This is a genomic window from Variovorax sp. GW821-FHT09D05, from assembly GCF_059416325.1.
In genome coordinates this window covers 40,216-55,900 of record NZ_JBWKOZ010000017.1, presented here as the reverse complement: position 1 = coordinate 55,900, position 15,685 = coordinate 40,216, and the positions used below count along the sequence as shown (strand labels likewise).

The following is a 15,685-nucleotide window of genomic DNA, read 5'->3' as shown; positions in this document are numbered from 1 at the left end:
GTAGTTCTTCGCGGTGCGGTCTCAGGCGGTCTGGATGTCGGCGGACTGTATGCGCTTGACGCCCTTGGCCGTCATCTGCTTCCACGCCGCGGCCAGCGAGCCGTTGAGGTCGATGCCGCGCGTGGCGTCCTCGATCACGTAGGCCTCGAAGCCGGCCTTGCGCGCATCCATCGCGGTCCAGGCCACGCAGAAATCGGTGGCCAGGCCGGTAACGTACACGGTCTTGATGCCGCGCGCCTTCAGGTAGCCGGCCAGGCCCGTGGCCGTCTTGTGATCGGCTTCCTCGAAGGCCGAGTAGCTGTCCATCTCCTTGTGGAAGCCCTTGCGGATGATCAGCTGCGCGGTGGGCACCTTCAGCTCCTTGCCGAGCGCGGCGTCTTCCGTGCCCTGCACGCAGTGGTCGGGCCACAGCACCTGCGTGCCGTAGCTGAGCTTGGTGGTCTCGAAGGGCTTCTTGCCGCTGTAGGTGCTCGCGAAGGATGCATGGCCCGCCGTGTGCCAGTCTTGCGTGACAACGATGTTCTGGAACGCGGGCGCCAGTGCGTTGATGACCGGAATGACTTCGTTGCCGCCCTTCACCGCCAGCGTGCCGCCGTCGAGAAAGCAGTTCTGCACGTCGACCACGATCAGTGCGGCCTTGTCGCCAGGCTTGATCTTGCCCGCCGCGAAGGCGTTGAAACCGACACTGCCCAAACCGCCAACCAGCCCGAGGGCGGCGGCGGATTTCACGAGGGTTCTGCGATGCATGGCGTGGACTCCGATGGGTTGAAGGAAAAACTCAGACGCTGAGGTAGGCGCGGCGAACTTCGTCGTTGGCCGCAAGCTCGGCCATGGTGGCGTGATAGCGGATCTGCCCCTTCTCGAGCACATAGGCCCGGTCGGACACCAGTTCGGCGAAGTGCATGTTCTGCTCCGACAGCAGGATGCTCACGCCCTGCGCCTTGAGCTCCAGGATCATGTTGGCCATCTGCTCAACGATCACCGGTGCCACACCTTCGGAAGGCTCGTCGAGCAGCACGAGGTACGGGTTGCCCATGAGCGTGCGCGCCACGGTCAGCATCTGCTGCTCGCCGCCGCTCATGCGTCCGCCCGGACGGTTCGGCATTTCGCCGAGGTTGGGGAACAGCTTGAACAGGCGCTCGGGCGTCCACAGCGGCGCATCGGTACCGTCGGCCCAGCGGCGCGCGGGCTGCTTGCCGACTTCGAGGTTCTCCATCACCGTGAGGTCGGTGAACACACGGCGGTCTTCGGGCACGAAGCCCAGGCCCAGGCGCGCTGCGTGGTGCGGCTCGCTCCTGGAGATGTCATGACCCAGGAAGCGCACCGCGCCGCGACGCTTGGTCAGCATGCCGATCAGCGTCTTCAGCGTGGTCGACTTGCCCGCGCCGTTGCGGCCCATGAGCGCAACCACTTCGCCGCGACGCACTTCGAGGTCGACGTCATAAAGGATTTGCGCGGCGCCATACCAGGCGCACAGGGCCTTGGCCTGCAGGAGGGGTTCGTGTGTGCTCATGCGGCGACTCCAAGGGCTGCGGCTTTCTCTGCGATCTTCTCGAATGTCTTGCCGCTGCCGAAGTACACCTCCTGCACCTTCGGGTGGTCTCGGATTTCGAGCGGCTTGCCCTGTGCGATGAGGCGTCCGCGCGCGAGCACGATCATGCGGTCGGCATACGCGAACACCACGTCCATGCTGTGCTCGGTGAAGAGCACGGCCATGCCGCGCTGGATGACGAGATCTTTGGTCAGCGCCATGAGCGAGTTGCGCTCCTTGGGCGCCATGCCGGCGGTGGGCTCGTCCATCAGCAGCAGCTTGGGGCTGTTGGCCATCGCGATGGCGAGCTCGACCCGCTTCACGTCGCCATACGCCAGCACGCTGCAGGGCCGGTCGGCCTGCGACTTCATGCCGACCTGGTCGAGCAGCGCCAGTGCTTCGTCGCGCTTGTGGTCGGCCGCGCGGCGCCACATGGAGAACAGCTTGCCGTCGTGCGACAGCAGCGCCATCTGCACGTTCTCGACCACGGTGAGCGAGGCAAAAGTCTCGGCAATCTGGAAGGTGCGGCCCACGCCCTGGCGCCAGATGGCGCGCGGCTTCTGGCCCACGAGCTCGTGCCCGTCGAACAGGATCGAACCCTGGTCGGCCTTGAGCTGGCCGTTGACCATGTTGAAGGTGGTCGACTTGCCGGCGCCGTTGGGGCCGATGAGGGCGAGCAGTTCGCCGGCATGCAGCTCGAAGCTGATGCCGTCGACGGCTTTCACGCCGCCGAAGGACTTGCCGAGGTTCTCGACCTTGAGCAGGGGTGTGTTGGAGGTGGTCGTCATGCCTTGGCCTCCTTCGCCTCGGCGGCCACAGGCGCCGCATCGGGCTTGGTGCGGCGCAGCAGCTTGTCGGTCAGCTGCTTCGCAAAGCCAGCGATACCCTGCGGGAACAGCAGCACGAGGATCAGGATGATGGCGCCGAGCGTCGCGCGCCAGTAGTCGGTGTTGCGTGCCACGGTGTCGTGCAGCCAGCTGAAGGTGACGGCGCCGACCACCGGCCCCGCCAGCGTCTGGATGCCGCCGAGCAGCACCATCACCAGCCCGTCGACCGACTTGTCGACGCTGAGGCTCTCTGGCGAGATGCTGCCCTTGGAGAAGGCGTAGAGCGAGCCGGCCAGCCCGGCCGCGGCGCCCGCGACGACAAAGGCCGTCCACTGCATGCGCTTGACGTCGATGCCGATGGCGTCGGCGCGCAGCACCGAATCGCGGCCCGCGCGCAGCGCGTAGCCGAAGGGCGAGAACAGCACGCGGCGCAGCATCATGACGCCGGCGGCCACGAGCACCAGCGTGAGCCAGTAGTAGGTGCGCTTGTCCGACAGCCACTCCGAAGGCCACACGCCCGTGAGGCCGTTGCTGCCGCCGGTGAACGAATCCCACTGGTAGACGATGGCCCAGGTGATCTGCGCGAAGGCCAACGTGAGCATGGCCAGGTACACGCCCGACAGCCGCACGGCGAACCAGCCATAGATGAAGGCGCCGATGGCCGCGACGAGCGGAGCCACGATGAGCGCCACTTCCATCGGCAGGCCGCTGGAGCGCACCAGCAGCGCGGCGCCGTAAGCCCCGAGGCCGAAGTAGGCGGCATGCCCGAACGAGTGCATGCCGGCCGGCCCCATGATGAAGTGCAGGCTGGCGGCGAACAGCGCGGCAATCAGCAGGTCGATCATCAGCACCGTGGTGTAGGGCGAATCGGCGGTGAGCAGCGGCATCGCCATGAGCACCACGCCGAGCGCGGCGACCAGCCACAGGTAGCCCTTGCTCGCGCGGCGCAGCGGCTCCTCGGCCATGCCCACGTAGCGGCTCGGCGCCTGCGGCCGGCCGAACAGGCCCCACGGGCGCCACACCAGCACGATGGCCATGACGATGAAGTCGACCACCAGCGTGAGCTTCGAGAAGGACACGCTGTAGCCGAAGATTTCGACCACACCGAGCCAGATGCACACGGCCTTGATCTCGGAGATCAGCAACGCGGCCGCGTAGGCGCCCGGAATGGAGCCCATGCCGCCCACCACCACGACCACGAAGGCCGCGCCGATGGTGTTGAGGTCCATCGCAAGCGTGGCCGGCTCGCGCGGCAGCTGCAGCGCACCGCCCAGGCCTGCGAGCATGGCGCCGAGCGCGAACACCGCGGTGAAGAGCCAGGCCTGGTTCACGCCCAGCGCGCTGACCATCTCGCGGTCTTGCGTAGCGGCACGCACCAGCGTGCCCCAGCGGGTGCGCGTGAGCAGCAGCCACATCAGGCCGAGCACGACCGGGCCGACGACGATCAGGAACAGGTCGTAGGTCGGAAACTGCCGGCCCAGGATTTCGACGGAGCCCGACAGGCCCGGCGCGCGCGGCCCGAGCAGTTCGTCAGGCCCCCAGATGTAGAGCACCGCATCCTTGATGACAAGGACCAGTGCGAAGGTCGCCAGCAACTGGAACAGCTCGGGCGACTTGTAGATGCGGCGCAGCAGCACCATCTCGATCAGCGCGCCGAGGATGCCGACCGCGAGCGCGGAAATCACCAGCGCGGGCCAGAAGCCCATGCCGCCGCCGAGCTTCTCGACCAGCGTGTAGGCCAGGTAGATGCCGACCATGAAGAAGGAGCCATGCGCAAAGTTGACGATGCGCGTGACGCCGAAGATCAACGAAAGGCCGGCCCCCACGAGGAACAGCGACGAAGCCGACGACAGCCCGGTGAGGAACTGAAGCAGCAGGGACGAGAGGCTCATGGGTGCAAGCGTTCCGGAAAAGGATCAGGGTCAGTCGGCGGCGCGCGACTTCTTGACGTCGGCGGCGGAGGGCTGGAACTTGGCGCCGTCGAAGTAGGTGTAGTCGACCATCACGCCCTTGCCGTTTTCGTTCTTCGTCTTGCCGACGAAGGCGCCCATGGTGGACTGGTGGTCTTCGGCGCGGTAGCTGATCTTGCCGAAGGGCGTATCGACCTGCAGGCCCTTGAAGGCTTCGAGGAGCTTCGGCGTTTCGGTGCTCTTGGCCTTGGCGGCGCCGGCCGCGACCGACTTGATCATGCTGTAGCCGACCACCGAGCCGAGGCGCGGATAGTCGTTGTACTTGGCGTGGTACGCGAGGAAGAAGGCCTTGTGCTCTGGCGTCTGGATGCCGTACCAGGGGTAGCCGGTCACGATCCAGCCGTTGGGCGTTTCGTCCTTCAGCGGGTCGAGGTACTCGGGCTCGCCGGTCAGCACGCTGACGACGGTGCGGTCCTTGAACAGGCCGCGAGTGTTGCCTTCGCGCACGAACTTCGACAGATCGGCGGCGAACAGCACGTTGAAGATTGCGTCGGGCTTGGCATCGGCCAGCGCCTGGACCACGGCGCCTGCGTCGACCTTGCCCAGCGGCGGCGCCTGTTCGGCGACGAACTCGACGTCGGGCTGCGCGGCCTTCAGCAGCGTCTTGAAGGCAGCCACGGCCGACTGGCCGTATTCGTAGTTGGGGTACACGACGGCCCAGCGCTTCTTCTTGAGCTTGACGGCCTCGGGCACGAGCATCGCTGCCTGCATGTAGGTGCCGGGACGCAGGCGGTAGGTGTATTCGTTGCCGCCCTGCCAGGTCATCTTGTCGGTCAGCGGCTCGCCGGCCAGGAAGAAGATCTTCTTCTGCTTGGCGAAGTCGGCCACGGCCAGGCCGGTGTTCGACAGGAAGGTGCCGGTGAGCACGTCGATCTTCTCGCGCGCCACCAGTTCTTCGGCCACGCGCACGGCGTCGCCGGGGTTGGCGTTGTCGTCGCGCGTGATGAGCTCGATCTTCTTTCCATTCACGCCGCCCTTGGCGTTGATTTCTTCGACGGCCAGCTCCATGCCCTTTTTGTAGGGCTCCAGGAAGGCGGGCTGTGCCTTGTAGCTGTTGACCTCGCCGATCTTGATCACGCCCTGCGCATGCGCGGGAACGAGAGCAGTGGTCAGCGCAGCGAGGGCCGCGGCGCTGAAGACGTGACGCAATGGGTTCATGGGGAAAGCTCCTTGAGATCGAATGAGGAAAGAAAACACCGTGATTGGGCGAGGGCGAAAGACAGCGTCAGCGAAGACCGTCTTCACCCTTGATTTCATGGGCCTGCAGGCCGCCGATGCGCGGCAGCGGACGGCCGCTGTCGGTGACGGCAACCGCCACCACGATCTCGTTGGCGCGCGGCGCATCGCTCACGCGGGCTTCGATCGCGTCGAAGTGACTGCGCACGAAGGCTGCGTCCTTGTGGCCGAGCGGCACGTCGATGGCGGTGCCCAGCGTGCCTTGCTTCTTGGCCGAGGGTACGAGTGCGGCGCCCTTCTCGACCGCAACGCGCAGCGGCGCGCCCAGCTTGGGATGCAGGATGGCGGCGGCGTGTTCGAGCTCGCCGCGCTCACCGACGATGGCGGCCTTGCCGTAGCTCTGCGCCTGGCCGGGCTCGATGCCCAGAGCCTTCACGGCCTTCTGGCCGAGCAGCGCGCCGAGTTCTTCGCCGATGGCGATCAGATCGTCGAGGTTCTCGCTGTAGCGGCCGGCGTAGGGGTTCTCGATCACGGCAATGGCGACGGCGCGGCGCGTGGGCGGCGTGACGTCCCTGCCCATTTCCTTGCGGGTTTCATCGACCTGGATGACGAGCTTGCGGATGTTGGCGGTCATGTTCTGTGTTCCTTGTCTTGTCTCTGTGCGGGTCAGCGCAGGCCGTCCCACTTGCTGATGTTCTCTGCGAGCAGGCCGCCGACACGGGCATGCACGCGATAGCCGGTGCTCATCGCGAGGATGAAGACGATCTCGTCCGCAGCCGGCGCGCCGGGCACTCGCACTTCGATGGCGTCGAACTGGCCGCGCACGTAGCTGGCGTTGATGTTGGTCAGCGGCACGTCGAGCGCGGCGCCGGGCGGGCCGACCTTCTTGGTCGAGGGCACGATGGACAGCGCATTGCCGGGCTGGCCGGTTTTCTCTTCGGCCGTGCCTGCGGTGTAGGCAACGCGGCTGCCCTTCCAGCCGAGCAGCTCGCGCATTGCGTATCCGCCGGGCACGTGCCACAACGCGCCGTGCTCCAGCTCGCCGTCGGCGCCGACGATGGCGCCCTTGCCGTAGGTGGCGATCTGCTCCAGCGGCACGTCCATGGCGGCGTGCAGCTTGTGCGCCATGTCGACGCCCACGGGGTCGAGCAGCGCCATCATCGGCAGGATGTCGGGCTCGTAGCGGCCGGCGAACGGATTGGTCAGCACCGCGCCGATGGCACCGCGCACCAACGGCGTTTCGGCGCGCGGTCCGAACTCGTGGTGGATGTGCTCGACATGGGTGAAGACGCGTCGGATTTCGATCATGAAAAAGAACCTTGCTTTTCGTTAAGCAAATACTGAACCAACTGCTTTCGGCAGCTCGGTCTTGAGCGCCTTCGAGCATAAGGGCTCGACAAGTCGCCACTGCCCCTGACAAACGAGTAGAGCGGCCCACACAAGCCCGCCTTTTTGCAGGACCTTGGCGCACACCACGCCCGTATCGAGTGCGCTGCGCACCTGCCCGGGGGCCAGCGTGGGCACGTCGACGGTGACGAGGGTGTCGCCGAGGTCGCTGTCGTCCTTGCATTCGTTCGCGGGGCGGCGCGCGATGGTGTCGTCGTCGACATCGACGGCGTTGGCAATCACTGTCGCCGCCGCATCGGCCTGCGCCGCAGTGGCGGCCAGGACCGTCACGCTGTCGGCGATGCCCAGCGAGAAGCTGCGCCCGCGCCAGCCGCTGGTGGCGACGCCTCGCACGGGCTGGTCGGCGTGCAGCTCGAACTGGCCGTCGGTGGTGAGGATGCCGCTGTTGTCACGCCAGTCGAAGCGCGCGAGGTCGGCGAACACGCCCACGCGCGCCGATTGGCCGGGCGCGAAATGCAGCGCAATGTCGCCGCCGTTGTTGATCCATGCGCGCTCGATGCCGGGGCGCTCGTAGAACGCGATCAGCTCCTGCGCGACCGAGCCGGCCACCGCCGCCATCGGCGTGATGAACATCGGCGAGAACGCGGCGCAGGCGTCCCACATGCGGCGCGCCACCACATTGCGCGGACGCATCTTGTCGGTGACGGGCAGGCGCAGCAGCGGCAGCTCGTGCACCAGTTCGTCGAGCACGTGGACGAAGCGCGCCCACGCGGCGTCGTGCGCGGCCGCGACGGCGTACGGATCGCCATGCGCCTCGGCCACGATGTCGATCGGGCCGTGGTTGAAATGCCAGCGGTTCTTGTCGAGCGCTGCGCGTTGGGCGGACATGATCAGCCCAGCATGGGAGCGTGGCCGAGCGGCCACGGATTGGCGTCGTCCATCGCGAGCCATTGGCGTGCGAGCGGTGCGCCGTCTTCCTGCCACGCACCGCGCGCGAGCGCCTGTTCGAGCGGGAAGATGTGTTCCATGTGGCCGCCGAGCGCTTCGTAGTCGTCGCGCCGCATGCTGAACTCGATGGGCGCGACGATGGCCGGCGTGGGCACGGTGCCGAAGCTGTTGTCGGGCATGCGCATGACGTCGGCCATCACGGTGATGCCGCCGCCGGGCCACACGTATGCCGGTGCGCCGCCGCAGGTGACGTTGACCAGCGCGCGCTTAATGGCACGCGTGAGCAGCACCGGGTTTTCGGTGACGCCCGCGCGCAGGCTTCCGCCCGCGCCGCCGAGGAACAGCACGGTGCACAGCGAGGGTTCGCAGTTTTCGCCGATGCGGTCGACGATGCGCTTCACCTCCGCAGGCATGGGCTGCTCGACGGGCTTCAGTGCATCGTCGAGCACGTACCACTGCGCGTGCTCGCCGGTGGTCGAGGTCATGAGAAGGCGCAGGCCGGGGCGCGCGACGCCCCCTTCCCAGCCCTCGATGATCGCGAGCGGATCGGCGATGTCGGTGCCGCCCCAGCCGTTGCCCGGATTCGCCACCTGGAAGTAGCGCCCCGGCGTGGACTTGCGCCCCAGCATCTGGATGCCCGAGGGCGCCATGTCGAGGCAGCGACCAGCCTGGTGCTCGGTGAGCACGCCGGTGATGTGGTCGTCGACCACCACCACTTCGTCGGCCACGCCCGCGAACTGGCGCGCGAAGATGCCGACCGCCGCGGAGCCGCAGCCCACGCGCATGCGCTGCTCTTCGACGCCGTTGACGATGGGCGCCTTGCCGGCCTGGATGACGAGGGTGGAGCCGCCGTCGATGGTGCACTCCACGGCCTTCTTGTTGCCCAGCAGCTGCATCAGCTCGGCCGTCATGCGGCCTTCCTTCTTGCTGCCGCCAGTAAGGTGGTGCACGCCGCCGAGCGAGAGCATCTGCGAGCCGTACTCGGCCGTGGTGACGTGGCCCACGACTTCGCCGCGATAGCGCACGTTGGCCTGCTCGGAGCCGAGGAAGCGGTCGGTGTCGATCTTCACCTTGAAGCTGCAGTAGCTGAAGATGCCTTCGGTGACGACGGTGACCATGTCTACGCCCTGGGCCTTCGATGCAACGATGAAGGGCGCGGGCTTGTAGTCGGGGTAGGTGGTGGACGAGCCCACGCCGGTGACGAAGACTTCGTCGGCGTGCAGCAGGTCGCCGCTCCAGTCGGGCTCGGCGGGAGCCGGGGCCGTTTCGGCGCCAGTGCGATTGAAGGGCACCAGCGCAGGCGCTTCGCTTTCGATCGTCCGGCGCAACAGCACCACGGGATCGACGCGCACCAGCACGCCTTCGCGGTTGGCATAGCGGTCGCAGGCGCCGGTGCGGCCGTCGGAGATCTGGCACAGCACCGGGCAGGCGTTGCACTCGACCTTGGCAGTGCTCATGCGCTCGTTGCGCGGCGGCGCCTTGCCGAAGGCGCCGCTGCCGGCTTCAGCCACCACGGGCATGTCCATGCCGGGGAGTCCATCTGTCTTGGTGTGTTCTGTCATCGGGCAATCTCGTGGGCGTATGTGGGCAAATCCTGGCTGTCGGGGTTTGCAACAAACGTGCCGTCCGCCCGCTTGTGCACCGACTTCCGTTTGTGTAGCATTCCCTACACTTTCATGTTGCGTTCACTACATTCGCAGTCAATGTAGCAAACAGGCCCGATGCTTGCAATGGTGTTTTCTCGCGATGTTCATCGGGGTTTTTACGACCAACGACAATGGAGGGTTCGGAGCCGGCCGGCGGTTTTCGCCCCAAAGGCGTGCACGTCGGCTCAGCCAACCTCCCCTGTTACCAACCAACTCTTGAGTTCCGTATGAGTGCATTCAGCGAAGAACGCGTCCTGAGCGTCCACCACTGGACCGACCGCCTGTTCACCTTCACCACCACGCGCGACCCGGCGCTGCGCTTCTCGAACGGTCATTTCACGATGATCGGCCTGAAGGTCAACAACAAGCCCCTGCTGCGCGCCTACAGCATCGTGAGCCCGAACTACGAGGAGCATCTCGAGTTCCTGAGCATCAAGGTGGAAGAAGGTCCGCTGACTTCGAAGCTGCAGCACATCCAGGTGGGCGACACCATCATCGTGGGCCGCAAGCCCACGGGCACGCTGCTGATCGACTACACGCTGCCGGCCAAGCGCCTGTACCTGTTCGGCACCGGCACCGGCCTCGCACCGTTCATGAGCATCATCCGCGACCCGGACACGTACGAGAAGTTCGAGCAGGTCATCCTGGTGCACGGCGTGCGCCAGGTCGACGAGCTGGCCTATCACGACCTCGTGACCGACCACCTGCCCAAACACGAGATCCTCGGCGAGATGATCGCCAAGCAGTTGCTGTACTACCCGACCGTCACGCGCGAGGAGTTCCGCAACCAGGGCCGCATCACCGACCTGATCGAGAGCAACAAGCTCACCGACGACCTCGGCCTGCCGCCGCTCAACGTCGAGGAAGACCGCGTCATGCTGTGCGGCAGCCCCGGCCTGCTGGTCGACCTGAAGCACATCCTGGAGAAGCGCGGCTTCAAGGAAGGCAACACGAGCACGCCGGGCGACTTCGTGGTCGAGCGCGCGTTCGCAGAGAAGTAATCGGCATCTCGCGCGCCCGATGGCCGACAGCCGCTCCGCACCCAAGACCAAGCCCCAGCGTCGCACGGGCGTGCGCGAGGCGGCCGCTCAGGCCACGCGCGACAGCATCCTGAAATCGGCGACCAAGGTGTTCGCCAAGTACGGCTACGACGGCGGCAGCGTGGAGAAGATCTCCAAGGCCGCGAAGTCGTACGACCGGATGATCTATTACTACTTCGGCAGCAAGGAAGGCCTCTTCATTGCGGTGCTCGAAGGCATCTACCAGCGCATGGACGACGCCGAGGCCGCCATCGCGCTCGACGCCTCGCGGCCGGTGGAAGCGCTCACCGAAGTCATCCGCTTCGTGCTGGGCTACTACCGCAAGAACCCCGAGTTCGTCACGCTCTTGAACACCGAGAACCTGCACAAGGGCCGGCACATTTCGAAGTCGCTGCGGGCGCGCGAGTATTCGTCGCGCGCGGTGGCGATCATTGCGGAAATCCTCGCCAGCGGCGCTGCGCAGGGCCTGTTCCGCAAGGAACTGGTGGCGCGCGACATCTACCTGCTGATCGCGTCCACGGGTTATTTCTACACCTCCAACCGCCACACGCTCACCGCCTTCCTCGGTGAACCGCTGGAGTCACCGGAGGCGATCACGCACTGGGAAGACTTCGTGATCGAGACGCTGCTGCGCACGGTGCGCGCTGACGCGGATACAGAAGCGGACGAGCCGCAAGACAACACACCACCCCACGAGGACACATCGAAATGGCAGAAATCGCAGCCGGCGGCAAGTCGGGCAAGGTCGTCATAAAGAACATCGGGCTGCTGCTCTCGGGCGACATCGACAAGCCCATCCTCGACGCCGACACCATCGTGGTGAACGACGGCCTGATCGTCGCGGTCGGCAAAGAGAAAGACTGCGATCTCGAAGGCGCGCAGACCGTCATCGACGCGAAGAAGACCTGCGTGGCGCCCGGCCTGATCGACAGCCACGTGCATCCGGTGTTCGGCGACTGGACGCCGCGCCAGGGCCAGATCGGCTGGATCGACTCCACCATGCACGGCGGCGTGACCACCATGATTTCCGCCGGCGAGGTGCACCTGCCCGGCCGTCCCAAGGACATCGTGGGCCTGAAGGCACTGGCCATCACCGCGCAGCGCGCCTTCGACAACTTCCGCCCCGGCGGCGTGAAGGTTCTGGCGGGCGCGCCCGTCATCGAGAAGGGCATGGTCGAGAGCGACTTCAAGGAACTCGCCGAAGCCGGCGTGGGCCTGCTTGGCGAAGTGGGCCTGGGCTCTGTCAAGGCTGGCTACGAGGCGAAAGAGATGGTGGCCTGGGCGCGCAAGTACGGCATCCAGAGCACCATCCACACGGGCGGCCCGTCGATCCCGGGCTCGGGCCTGATCGACAAGGATGTTGTGCTCGAGGCCGACGCCGACATCATCGGCCACATCAACGGCGGCCACACCTCACTGCCCGAGGCCCACGTGTGTGAGCTCTGCGAGAAGAGCTCGCGCGCCATCGAGATCGTGCACAACGGCAACGAGAAGGTGGCCATCGCGGCGGCCAAGGCGGCGCTGGAGCTCAAGTGCCCGCACCGCGTGATTCTCGGCACCGACGGGCCCGCGGGCTCGGGCGTGCAGCCGCTGGGCATCCTGCGCATGGTTGCAATGCTGTCGTCCATCGCGAACATTCCGGCCGAGCTGGTGTTCTGCTTCGCGACCGGCAACACGGCGAAGATCCGAAAGCTCAACTGCGGCCTGATCGAGGTGGGCCGCGACGCCGACTTCGTGTTCATGGACCGCGCACAGCATTCGCCCGCGCCAGGCCTGCTCGAAAGCGTGCAGCTCGGCGACATTCCGGGCGTGGGCATGGTGATGATCGACGGCATCGTGCGCTGCGGCCGCAGCCGCAACACGCCGCCTGCAACGGAGATTCCGGTCGTCGTTTCCGGCGCGCACTGAGCGCCCCGCGCACCGTCGGCCTCAGCCGCCGCGGTGCGAGCGAAAGACCAGGTAGCGCGCCGACAGGAAGTTGGCGCTCATGCCGGCGAGGCTGCCCAGCGCCACGCCCAGGGCAGCGGCCCAGCGCCCTTCGACCCAATGCAGCGTCAGCACATAGGCGCCGTAGTTCAGCACCGCGCCGGCCGCCATAGTCGCCAGGTAGCCCAGGTACTCGCGCCAGAGGGAGCTGCCAGCCGATGCGCTGGCCGCGAAGGTGTAGCGGCGGTTGAAGGCCCAGGTGGTGGTCGCCGCTGCAAGAAACGACACCACCCGCGCGCCGTACCAACCCAGCAGCGGCGCCAGCAGATACAGCACGACCACGTCGACCACGAGCCCGATCACACCGACGAGGGCGAAGGAGAGGAACTCGCGTCCGATCTTCATCGTGAAGTGCGCGTGCCGCGGGCCGCCTGCTCGCGCACGCTAGGAATCGCGAGATAGCTCAGCCGCTTGGCCTCCCGTCGCCCCAGCGTGATGGCCTGCATGACAACGCCGCACACGAAGGACAGCATGGCAGCCAGCATCGCACCCGTGGCCAGCACCGCCGTGGGGAGCCGGGGCACCAGGCCGGTGTGCATGTAGGTCATGACGAGCGGCAAGACCAGCGCGACCGACATCAGCACCAGCAGCCCCCCGATGATCGAGAAGAACTGCAGCGGCCGCTCGCTCACGAACAGCTTGCAGATGGTCTTGAGGATGCGCCAGCCGTCGCGGTAGGTCGAGAGCTTGCTGACCGAGCCTTCGGGGCGCGTGCTGTAGGCGGTGCTTTCCTCGGCATAGGGCATGCGCAGTTCGAGCGCGTGTACGGTGAGTTCGGTTTCGGTCTCGAAGCCGCGCGACAGCGCCGGGAACGACTTGGCATAGCGCCGCGAAAACACGCGGTAGCCCGAGAGCATGTCGCTCAGGCCTCCGCCGAACAGCTGCGCCACGGCGCCCGTGAGCATGCGGTTGCCCAGGCGGTGGCCGGTGCGATAGGTGTGCGCGTCCTGGCCGTCGTCCACGCGGCTGCCGACCACCATGTCGAGGTTATCGCTCACCAGCCGGTCGATGAGCCGGCGCGCGGCGCCGGCGTCGTAGGTGGCGTCGCCGTCGACCATCACGTACACGTCGGCATCGACGTCGGCGAACATGCGCCGCACCACGTTGCCCTTGCCGCGCAGGGTCACGTGCGTGACGATGGCGCCGGCCGCGCGCGCCACGGCGGCCGTGTCGTCGCTGGAGTTGTTGTCGAAGACGTGGATCTCGGCCTCTGGCAGCGCAGCGCGAAAGCCCGCCACCACCTGGGCGATGGCTAGCGCCTCGTTGTAGCAGGGGATCACCGCGGCAATGCGCAGGCCGCTGCTGCCGTGGGTGGTGGGGAAATTGGCGTCGGTCATGGTGCGGCGGGAAGGATACGGTAGACCCGGCTGCCGTCCTTCTCGTATTCGACGGCGAAGTACTTGTCGAAGTCGACGCGCGCGCTGAATACGGGCACCACGCTGTCCGGCAGGACGACCGCAACAAAGCCCAGGCCACCGAGCTTGCGCGCGAGATCGCCGCCCGACAGGCGCCCGAAGTCGGTGTAGCGCCACGGCCCGAGCGTGTCGCCCCAGATGGGGTTGGGGCCGTAGTAGATCGCCTCGTTCAGCGCGATCTGGTAGACGCGGCCGGTGGCCGTGCGGCGCAGGTAGTCCATGACTGCATAGCCCGGCACGTGCTTGCGCAGCACGGCATCGCGGGCTTCCGGGGTGATCGAGACCATCGACACCTTCACCGCGGTCTGGCGCACCGACACGGCGGCCAGCACGGCCAGCAGCAGCACCAACACCCAGTCGCCCGCGCGGGCGCCGGAACGCGCGGTGTCGCGGCTCATCGAGCCCGTTGCGACGGTGCCGGCATCCTGCGTCTTCTCCTTCGCACCGAACATGCGGCGCAAGCCCGATGCGGCCCAGCCGAACAGCACCTGCCAGCCGATGGCCGCGATGGCGGCCAGCAGCGGGAACGAGGCCGTCAGGTAGCGCGGATAGCGCGAGGTCACGACCCAGACCACCACCGAGTAAAGGCAGAACCAACCGGCGGCGCGCACGGCCGCGGAGCGCTTCCACAGCACGCTGAACGGCGCGAAGAACACGGACCAGATCAGCGCATTGGGCAGTTCGGCGTGCACGCGCACGTCCGCCACCTGCTGCACGTAGTCGGCCGGCGTCCACTCGGTGAAGCCGAACACGCGCGCACCGATAGGGTTGAACGGGTCGCCCGTCATGACGGCGTTGCGCGCGTACCAATAGAGGCAGGGAATCAGGAAGCAGACGAACACCAGCGCCCAAGCCTGGGGCCGGCGCTCGTGGCGAATGACGAACAGCGCCACCAGCGGCAGGAAGATCAGCGCCTGGTACTTCGAGCCCGCAGCCACGCCGAGGCAGAACGCGGCCACGCCGAGCCAGCGCATGCCGCCGTGCACGGGCTTGCCGGGCTCCGACTCGCGCCACCACCACAGCGCCACGCAGGCCGACAGCACGAACAGCGCCACGCCCATGTCGATCAGTGCGTTCGAATAATCGCCAAGCCCCAGCCAGATGGCCGCGCCGATGCAGGCGGTGAGCCGGTTGGCGTGCAGGACGCCGAGGCGGAAGATCATCACCACCGACAGGGCGCCCGCCAGTGCATTGAGGAAGTGCGGCAGCACGTCGTCGCCGACCTGCAGTGCGGCGGCGTAGAGCAGGTTGTAGTTGTACGGGAACCAGGGGTAGCGCAGCCAGTCGTGGATGCCCAGCGAGCCCTGCTGCGCGACCTGGCGCGCATAGGGCAGGTGGTACATCAGCTCGTCGAAGGCGATCGGCGGCGCGAGCGGCGCTACCAGCGCGGGTAATGCGACCAGAGCCAGTGCGATCATCGCGACGCGTTCGAAGTAGGTCCACGGCGCGGCGGGTTCGTTCGCGCGCAGGGCACGCCGCTCGCGCAGCCACGACGGCAGCTGGATCGCCGCCGCAACGAAGCCCGCCACGACAAGCGCCACGGTCGCGCCCATCTTGAAGGCCCCGAAGATGGCCAGCGCCTGGAAGGCGCAGATGAAAAGGCCGACGCCCAGCGCCACGGCCATGGCGGCTTCGAGCCCCGCGTCGCGGCGCGGCGGCGGGGCCATGCGGCCCAGCAATGCGCGGCCGTAACCCCAGCAGCTGAACACGAAAACCGCCAGTGCCGCGTAGTGCGCGGCTGCAAACATCAGCTTCTGAATAACAACTCCCGGCGCCGGGCGGCCGCGCCGGCCGGCAGG

The 15,685-nt window shown here is 66.9% G+C and carries 15 protein-coding genes; 3 read left to right on the top strand and 12 right to left on the bottom strand.

What is annotated here, in order from left to right:
• Positions 1–21: 21 nt before the first annotated feature.
• The 9 genes from pncA to AC07O3_RS32920 form a co-directional block, all read right to left on the bottom strand.
• Entirely contained in the window at positions 22–747 is a 726-nt protein-coding gene (pncA, locus tag AC07O3_RS32960; RefSeq protein ID WP_093059292.1) for a bifunctional nicotinamidase/pyrazinamidase, read from the bottom strand.
• 31 nt (positions 748–778) lie between these two features.
• Positions 779–1,513: an ABC transporter ATP-binding protein gene (locus AC07O3_RS32955; protein WP_093059290.1), complete on the bottom strand. Its 735-nt coding sequence runs from the start codon at positions 1,511–1,513 to the stop codon at positions 779–781.
• Entirely contained in the window at positions 1,510–2,319 is an 810-nt protein-coding gene (locus tag AC07O3_RS32950) for an ABC transporter ATP-binding protein (RefSeq protein ID WP_097197427.1), read from the bottom strand. Before AC07O3_RS32950 ends, AC07O3_RS32955 begins: the two co-directional genes overlap by 4 nt.
• Positions 2,316–4,250, bottom strand: coding sequence for an ABC transporter permease (locus AC07O3_RS32945; protein WP_093081733.1), 1,935 nt, complete (start codon positions 4,248–4,250; stop codon positions 2,316–2,318). Before AC07O3_RS32945 ends, AC07O3_RS32950 begins: the two co-directional genes overlap by 4 nt.
• Before the next feature lie 30 nt (positions 4,251–4,280).
• Positions 4,281–5,486 carry an ABC transporter substrate-binding protein gene (locus tag AC07O3_RS32940; RefSeq protein ID WP_097197429.1) on the bottom strand — a complete coding sequence of 402 codons (1,206 nt, stop codon included), beginning with the start codon at positions 5,484–5,486 and terminating at the stop codon, positions 4,281–4,283.
• Positions 5,487–5,553: 67 nt separating this feature from the next.
• The gene (locus AC07O3_RS32935; RefSeq protein ID WP_495341351.1) at positions 5,554–6,138 is read right to left on the bottom strand and encodes an amino acid synthesis family protein; all 585 of its coding nucleotides are present in this window, start codon (positions 6,136–6,138) and stop codon (positions 5,554–5,556) included.
• Between the two features lie 32 nt (positions 6,139–6,170).
• Entirely contained in the window at positions 6,171–6,812 is a 642-nt protein-coding gene (locus tag AC07O3_RS32930) for an amino acid synthesis family protein (protein ID WP_093059280.1), read from the bottom strand.
• A 21-nt stretch (positions 6,813–6,833) separates the two neighbouring features.
• Complete coding sequence (locus AC07O3_RS32925) at positions 6,834–7,739, bottom strand: UPF0280 family protein (RefSeq protein WP_495341350.1); 906 nt, start codon at positions 7,737–7,739, stop codon at positions 6,834–6,836.
• Positions 7,740–7,741: 2 nt separating this feature from the next.
• Entirely contained in the window at positions 7,742–9,361 is a 1,620-nt protein-coding gene (locus tag AC07O3_RS32920; protein ID WP_495341349.1) for a 6-hydroxynicotinate reductase, read from the bottom strand.
• 311 nt (positions 9,362–9,672) lie between these two features.
• On the opposite strand from AC07O3_RS32920, the gene AC07O3_RS32915 reads away from it, so the two are divergent.
• From AC07O3_RS32915 to AC07O3_RS32905, 3 genes are read left to right on the top strand one after another with little or no spacing between them, the layout of a single operon-like run.
• Positions 9,673–10,446: a ferredoxin--NADP reductase gene (locus tag AC07O3_RS32915; protein ID WP_093059274.1), complete on the top strand. Its 774-nt coding sequence runs from the start codon at positions 9,673–9,675 to the stop codon at positions 10,444–10,446.
• 19 nt (positions 10,447–10,465) lie between these two features.
• Complete coding sequence (locus AC07O3_RS32910; protein WP_093059272.1) at positions 10,466–11,239, top strand: TetR/AcrR family transcriptional regulator; 774 nt, start codon at positions 10,466–10,468, stop codon at positions 11,237–11,239.
• A complete protein-coding gene (locus tag AC07O3_RS32905; protein ID WP_093059271.1) occupies positions 11,194–12,393 on the top strand; it encodes an amidohydrolase family protein in 1,200 nt (399 codons plus the stop codon). The genes AC07O3_RS32910 and AC07O3_RS32905 overlap by 46 nt, the downstream gene beginning before the upstream one ends.
• A gap of 21 nt (positions 12,394–12,414) precedes the next feature.
• Here AC07O3_RS32905 and AC07O3_RS32900 read toward each other — a convergent pair whose 3' ends face one another.
• From AC07O3_RS32900 to AC07O3_RS32890, 3 genes are read right to left on the bottom strand one after another with little or no spacing between them, the layout of a single operon-like run.
• Positions 12,415–12,816 (bottom strand): GtrA family protein, encoded by a 402-nt coding sequence (locus AC07O3_RS32900; RefSeq protein ID WP_426391055.1) that lies wholly within the window; start codon positions 12,814–12,816, stop codon positions 12,415–12,417.
• A complete protein-coding gene (locus AC07O3_RS32895) occupies positions 12,813–13,808 on the bottom strand; it encodes a glycosyltransferase family 2 protein (protein WP_495341348.1) in 996 nt (331 codons plus the stop codon). The genes AC07O3_RS32900 and AC07O3_RS32895 overlap by 4 nt, the downstream gene beginning before the upstream one ends.
• Positions 13,805–15,634 carry an ArnT family glycosyltransferase gene (locus tag AC07O3_RS32890; protein WP_495341347.1) on the bottom strand — a complete coding sequence of 610 codons (1,830 nt, stop codon included), beginning with the start codon at positions 15,632–15,634 and terminating at the stop codon, positions 13,805–13,807. The genes AC07O3_RS32895 and AC07O3_RS32890 overlap by 4 nt, the downstream gene beginning before the upstream one ends.
• Positions 15,635–15,685 lie beyond the last annotated feature (51 nt).

Bases quoted from the DNA above. Each gene is read 5' to 3' on its own strand.
- pncA (WP_093059292.1), bottom strand. From the start codon at position 747: ATGCATCGCAGAACCCTCGTGAAATCCGCCGCCGCCCTCGGGCTGGTT.
- AC07O3_RS32905 (WP_093059271.1), top strand. From the start codon at position 11,194: ATGGCAGAAATCGCAGCCGGCGGCAAGTCGGGCAAGGTCGTCATAAAG.
- AC07O3_RS32900 (WP_426391055.1), bottom strand. From the start codon at position 12,816: ATGAAGATCGGACGCGAGTTCCTCTCCTTCGCCCTCGTCGGTGTGATC.
- AC07O3_RS32895 (WP_495341348.1), bottom strand. From the start codon at position 13,808: ATGACCGACGCCAATTTCCCCACCACCCACGGCAGCAGCGGCCTGCGC.
- AC07O3_RS32920 (WP_495341349.1), bottom strand. From the start codon at position 9,361: ATGACAGAACACACCAAGACAGATGGACTCCCCGGCATGGACATGCCC.
- AC07O3_RS32910 (WP_093059272.1), top strand. From the start codon at position 10,466: ATGGCCGACAGCCGCTCCGCACCCAAGACCAAGCCCCAGCGTCGCACG.
- AC07O3_RS32890 (WP_495341347.1), bottom strand. From the start codon at position 15,634: ATGTTTGCAGCCGCGCACTACGCGGCACTGGCGGTTTTCGTGTTCAGC.
- AC07O3_RS32955 (WP_093059290.1), bottom strand. From the start codon at position 1,513: ATGAGCACACACGAACCCCTCCTGCAGGCCAAGGCCCTGTGCGCCTGG.
- AC07O3_RS32925 (WP_495341350.1), bottom strand. From the start codon at position 7,739: ATGTCCGCCCAACGCGCAGCGCTCGACAAGAACCGCTGGCATTTCAAC.
- AC07O3_RS32940 (WP_097197429.1), bottom strand. From the start codon at position 5,486: ATGAACCCATTGCGTCACGTCTTCAGCGCCGCGGCCCTCGCTGCGCTG.
- AC07O3_RS32915 (WP_093059274.1), top strand. From the start codon at position 9,673: ATGAGTGCATTCAGCGAAGAACGCGTCCTGAGCGTCCACCACTGGACC.
- AC07O3_RS32935 (WP_495341351.1), bottom strand. From the start codon at position 6,138: ATGACCGCCAACATCCGCAAGCTCGTCATCCAGGTCGATGAAACCCGC.
- AC07O3_RS32950 (WP_097197427.1), bottom strand. From the start codon at position 2,319: ATGACGACCACCTCCAACACACCCCTGCTCAAGGTCGAGAACCTCGGC.
- AC07O3_RS32945 (WP_093081733.1), bottom strand. From the start codon at position 4,250: ATGAGCCTCTCGTCCCTGCTGCTTCAGTTCCTCACCGGGCTGTCGTCG.
- AC07O3_RS32930 (WP_093059280.1), bottom strand. From the start codon at position 6,812: ATGATCGAAATCCGACGCGTCTTCACCCATGTCGAGCACATCCACCAC.